The sequence below is a fragment of the Streptomyces sparsus genome, from assembly GCF_054776295.1.
In genome coordinates, this window is the sequence record NZ_BAAHCA010000330.1 from 1 (window position 1) to 4,902 (window position 4,902).

Consider the following 4,902-nt stretch of genomic DNA (forward strand, 5'->3'; position numbering starts at 1 on the left):
GGCACGGCGCGCCGAGATCGGCGGGCCGGGCAGGGTCGGCGGGCAGGCGTCGGCCGCCGGTGCCAAGCCGCCGCCCGCCGCGGAGCGGGTGTACGCCTACGTCAAGCAGGCCGTGCTGGAACGGCACTACGCGGGCGGCGAGCTGCTGACCGAAGGGGAGCTGGCCGAGGCCGTCGGAGTGTCCCGCACCCCGGTCCGCGAGGCGCTGCTGCGACTGGAGGTGGAGGGGCTGATCCGGCTCTACCCCAAGAAGGGCGCCCTGGTGCTGCCGGTGTCCGCGCAGGAGATCGGGGACGTGGTCGAGACCCGGCTGCTCGTCGAGGAGCACGCCGTCCGCCGGGCCGCCCCCGCGCCCGCCGGCCTCGTCGACCGCCTGGGTGAACTGCTCGACCAGCAGCGGGAGCAGGCCGCCGCCGCCGACCTGGCCCGGGTCGCCGCCACCGACCGGTGCTTCCACGCCACCATCGTGCGGAGCGCCGGAAACGAGATCCTCAGCCGCCTCTACGACCAGCTCAGGGACCGGCAGCTGCGCATGGGTGTGGCCGTGATGCACGCCCACCCCGACCGGATCGCGAAGAACATCGCCGAGCACGCCGAGATCCTCGCCGCGATCGAGGCCGGCGACTCCGAGGCGGCCGTCGAGGCCGTGCACCGCCACGTCAGCTCCGTGCACCTGCTGCTGAGGGGCGAGGTGCGATGAGTTCCCCGTCCGCGGTCCGCCTGCCGGGGGACCCGCCCGGCGGCCGGCAGGCGATGCTCATGTGGGGCCTGGGCGTCTCCGTCTACTTCGTGGCGATCACCTACCGCACGAGCCTCGGCGTCGCAGGCATCGACGCGGCGGAGCGGTTCGAGATCAACGCCTCCGCGCTCTCCACCTTCTCCATCCTCCAACTGCTGGTCTACGCGGGCATGCAGATACCCGTCGGCCTGCTCGTCGACCGGTGGGGCACCCGGAAGGTCCTCACCCTCGGCATCGTGCTGTTCACCGCCGGCCAGTTCGGCTTCGCGCTCTCCGAGTCCTACCCCGTGGCGCTGGCCTGCCGGGCGCTGCTCGGCTGCGGCGACGCGATGACCTTCATCAGCGTGCTGCGGCTCGGCTCCCGCTGGTTCCCCGCCAAGCGGGGGCCGCTGATCGGGCAGGTCGCCGGCCTGATCGGCATGTCCGGCAACCTCGTCACGACGCTGCTGCTGGCCCGCGTGCTGAACACCTTCGGCTGGCTGCCGACCTTCGCCGGCAGCGCGGTCGGCGGCCTGATCGTCCTCGTCCTGGTGCTGGCCTTCCTGAAGGACCACCCCGAGGGGCACGAGGCGCGTCCGGTCCGGCACATCGGTCCCGGATACGTGCGGCGGCAGATCGGCGACGCCTGGCGGGAGCCGGGCACCCGCATGGGCATGTGGGTGCACTTCACCACCCAGTTCCCCGCGATGGTCTTCCTGCTGCTGTGGGGGCTGCCGTTCCTCGTCCGCGCGCAGCGCATGAGCGTCGGGGACGCGGGCGCGCTGCTGACCGTCGTGGTGCTGTCCAACATGGCCATCGGGCTGGTCTTCGGCCAGATCATCGCCCGGCACCACCGGGCCAGGGCGCCCATCGCGCTGGGCACAGTGGCGGCCACCGCCCTCGTGTGGGCCGCGGTGCTCGGCTGGCCGGGCCGGGTGCCGCTGTGGGCGCTGGTCGTGCTGTGCGTGGTGCTGGGCGCCTGCGGGCCGGCCTCGATGGTCGGCTTCGACTTCGCCCGTCCGGCCAACCCGCCGGAGCGGCAGGGCACCGCCTCGGGCATCGTCAACATGGGCGGCTTCACCGCCTCCATGACGACGCTGCTGGCCGTGGGGGTGCTGCTGGACCTCACTGGGGACAACTTCCGCATCGCCTTCGCCAGCGTCTTCGTGTTCCAGGCGCTCGGTGTCAGCCAGATGCTGCGGCTGCACCGGCAGGCGGCCCGGCGTGAACGGGAGCGCCTCGTCGCCAGCCGGGTGGAGACCGTCCACGTCCCCGCCTGAACGCGCCCCGGCGCCGTGCGGGCGAGCGGGCGGCGGTGGAGTCGACCGACACGAGCCGGTCCCTCCACCGTGACCCACCGCCACGCGGATCACGGCGCGACGCCAGGGGTGCCCTCGGGGGCCCTCAGGGGGCCGTCAGGGGGTGACGGAGAAGTTGGCGAGGATCGCGTCGGCCAGCCCGGTGTCGCCCTCCACCTTGACGCGGTCGCTCACCGCGCCGGGCCTGACCCGGCCGCAGGCCAGGCGCAGGTACGTCTCCCAGTCCATCGAGAAGGTCACCAGCGGCCCCAGCGACGGGCTGCCGCTCACGCTGCCCCGGCCGTTCTGGTCGACGCGGACCGTGCGCATGAACTCCACCGGCCCGTGCACGTCGAACACCACCGCCGAGTTGACCGGCGCGGACGCCCGCTTGGCGACCACCTTCGGCAGCCCGGAGAGCAGCACGTCCCGCGCGACCAGGGCGCCCGGCGCGTCCAGCCCACCCGGCTGGCCGAGCGCCCGCCGCAGGTCCTGCTCGTGCACCCACACGTCGAACGCCCGCTGCCGCAGCTGCTGCTCCAGGGTGATCTCGTCCCGGCCGGGCAGCACCGACCGCACGACCGCGTCCGGGTCGCGCTTCTCGTTGCGCAGCTGGCGGGCCCGCCGGATCAGGGTGTACTCCAGCTCGCCGGTCATCTCCGGGCCGGTGTGGTGCCGCCGCACGTCGACCTGCACCTCCATGTAACGGCTCGTCTCGTCCGTCACGTGGTACAGGTCGCGGGGCAGTGTGTGGATCGGGCGGGGGTCGCCGAGCAGCTCGCACTCGATGCCGATGATGTGCGACACCACGTCCCGGACCGACCAGTAGGGGCACTCGGTGGGCCGGTTCCACTCGCCCTCGACGAGAGGCCGCACCAGCTCCGATACGGCCTCGATGGAGTGAGTCCAGGCGTCAACATAGGGCTGAAGGCGTGGATGCTCGGTCACAGGACCCCTCATGGCAGCGGTACGGATCGATCGTTCGCGGGTGTGGGTGCTATCAAGTTAGTCTGCGGACGGGCACCCCGGCAGTGCTTTTGAGTGACGATCGTAGGACGCTTTGGCAGGGGGTGTTTAACCCCCTCCGACCCACGGACGGTGGTACGGTGCGCGCTTCCCTGATCCAGATCGGTGTGGACCCGGACGAGTCGGTCAATTCCCGCCGTGAGAGGGCCGGTTCACTCGTCCGAGAGCAGTCCGGATCGGATCTGGTCGTGCTTCCCGAACTGTGGCCGGTCGGGGCCTTCGCCTTCGACGCGTTCGGTGACGTGGCCGAGTCGGCCGCCGACGGCCCCACCGCGGTGACGATGTCTCAGGCGGCCCGGGGCGCGGGGGTGTGGCTGCACGCGGGCTCCGTCGTGGAGCGCGCCACCGGCGGGGAGCTGTACAACACCTCGCTCGTCTTCGCCCCGGACGGCACCCTCGCCGCGACCTACCGCAAGATCCACCGCTTCGGCTTCGACCGGGGCGAGGCCACCCTCATGTCCGCCGGCACCGAACCGGTCACGGTGGCCACCGCGGGAGCCCGGCTGGGCCTCGCCACCTGCTACGACCTGCGCTTTCCCGAGCTGTTCCGGGCCCTCACCGACCTCGGCGCGCAGGTGGTGGTGGTCCCCGCCGGCTGGCCCGAGAAGCGAGCCGAGCACTGGACGCTGCTGGCCCGGGCCCGCGCCGTCGAGAACCAGGTGTACGTGCTCGCCTGCGGCACCGCGGGCAGTCACGCCGGGGTCCCTCAGGCCGGGCGCAGCGCCGTCATCGGCCCCTGGGGCGAGACGCTCGCCGAGGCGTCCGACGCCACCGAGCAGGTGCTGACCGCGGAGCTGGACGTCGCCGAACTGGCCCGCGTGCGCGAGGAGTTCCCCGTCCTGAAGGACCGCGTGCTGGGCTGAGCCCAGCGGGAAGCGGGAAGCGGGAAGCGGGAAGCGGGAAGCCTTAGGGCGGAGGACGTCTGGGGCCTGACGCCGGGCGACGCCTGACGCCGGGCGTGTGTGCCGGCGGTGGCTCCAGCGTTGCTCCAGCGGATGTCCGGGCGGCGGCTTCACGATGCGTGTCGTCCGTTCCCGCAACCGGGGCTTCCGGGCCCCTCGTCCCCCTCTGACTGTCCGTCGGCGCGTGTCCGCTCCGGAGCCCCCACGCCGTTCCGCCCCCGCGCCGACGCTCCTCGCACCGCTTTCCCGTCCGTCCGCTCGCTGTTCGACGCCGCATGCGTGGTGCCGTCGTTGGCACCGGGCCGCCGCCCGGTGTCCCTGTCACGCGCACCGGGTGAGACCTCGCCCGGTCATTGGTCTAGACGAATGCTCAGGTGCTCGCTACCGTCTGAATGGGTCTAGACCATCCGAGTGATCGCGCGTTCTCGCATGCAGTGCACAGCTCTTCCCCACTCTCAGGAGCCCACATGCGATCCACGAACCATCCGCACCCAGGCACCCCGGCACCCGCCCGCCCCACCACCACGGGGAGGGCCGACGCGTGAAGTTCCTCGACGACTCCCGGGACCACGTCCTCGGACTCTTCCGCATCGTCATCGGCCTGCTCTTCGCCTGCCACGGCGCCGCCACGCTCTTCGGTGTGCTCGGCGGCTCCCACGGGCCGGCACCCGCTGTCGGCCAGTGGCCGGGCTGGTGGGCCGCGGTCATCCAGCTCGTCGGCGGCATCCTCGTGATGACCGGCCTCGGCACCAGGGCCGCCGCCCTGCTCTGCTCCGGCTCGATGGCCTACGCCTACTTCGTCAAGCACCAGTCGGCCGGGCTGTTCCCGATGGAGAACGGCGGCGAACTGGCCGCCCTCTTCTGCTGGACCTTCCTGCTGATCGCCGCGCTCGGACCGGGACGCTGGGCCGTCGACGGCCTGCGCACCCGCGCCGGCGCCCGCGCCCCGCGCCGGGCC

At 72.6% G+C, this 4,902-nt stretch carries 5 protein-coding genes; 4 read left to right on the plus strand and 1 reads right to left on the minus strand.

Translation table 11 applies throughout. The annotated features are described in order from the left end of the window. The first annotated feature begins 16 nt into the window (after positions 1–16). Both ACYVE9_RS15630 and ACYVE9_RS15635 read left to right on the plus strand, forming a co-directional pair. Positions 17–700: a GntR family transcriptional regulator gene (locus ACYVE9_RS15630; protein WP_461028460.1), complete on the plus strand. Its 684-nt coding sequence runs from the start codon at positions 17–19 to the stop codon at positions 698–700. Beyond that, positions 697–1,998: an MFS transporter gene (locus tag ACYVE9_RS15635; RefSeq protein ID WP_461028456.1), complete on the plus strand. Its 1,302-nt coding sequence runs from the start codon at positions 697–699 to the stop codon at positions 1,996–1,998. The genes ACYVE9_RS15630 and ACYVE9_RS15635 overlap by 4 nt, the downstream gene beginning before the upstream one ends. 135 nt (positions 1,999–2,133) lie before the next feature. On the opposite strand, the gene ACYVE9_RS15640 is transcribed toward ACYVE9_RS15635, so the two are convergent. Next, positions 2,134–2,964 carry a maleylpyruvate isomerase family mycothiol-dependent enzyme gene (locus ACYVE9_RS15640; protein ID WP_461028457.1) on the minus strand — a complete coding sequence of 277 codons (831 nt, stop codon included), beginning with the start codon at positions 2,962–2,964 and terminating at the stop codon, positions 2,134–2,136. 158 nt (positions 2,965–3,122) lie between these two features. Between ACYVE9_RS15640 and ACYVE9_RS15645 the strand changes: the two genes are divergently transcribed. Then, positions 3,123–3,905 carry a carbon-nitrogen family hydrolase gene (locus tag ACYVE9_RS15645; protein ID WP_461028458.1) on the plus strand — a complete coding sequence of 261 codons (783 nt, stop codon included), beginning with the start codon at positions 3,123–3,125 and terminating at the stop codon, positions 3,903–3,905. A gap of 580 nt (positions 3,906–4,485) precedes the next feature. After that, a partial coding sequence (locus tag ACYVE9_RS15650; RefSeq protein WP_461028459.1) for a DoxX family protein occupies positions 4,486–4,902 on the plus strand: 417 nt, incomplete at its 3' end.

Bases quoted from the DNA above. Each gene is read 5' to 3' on its own strand.
- ACYVE9_RS15635 (WP_461028456.1), top strand. From the start codon at position 697: ATGAGTTCCCCGTCCGCGGTCCGCCTGCCGGGGGACCCGCCCGGCGGC.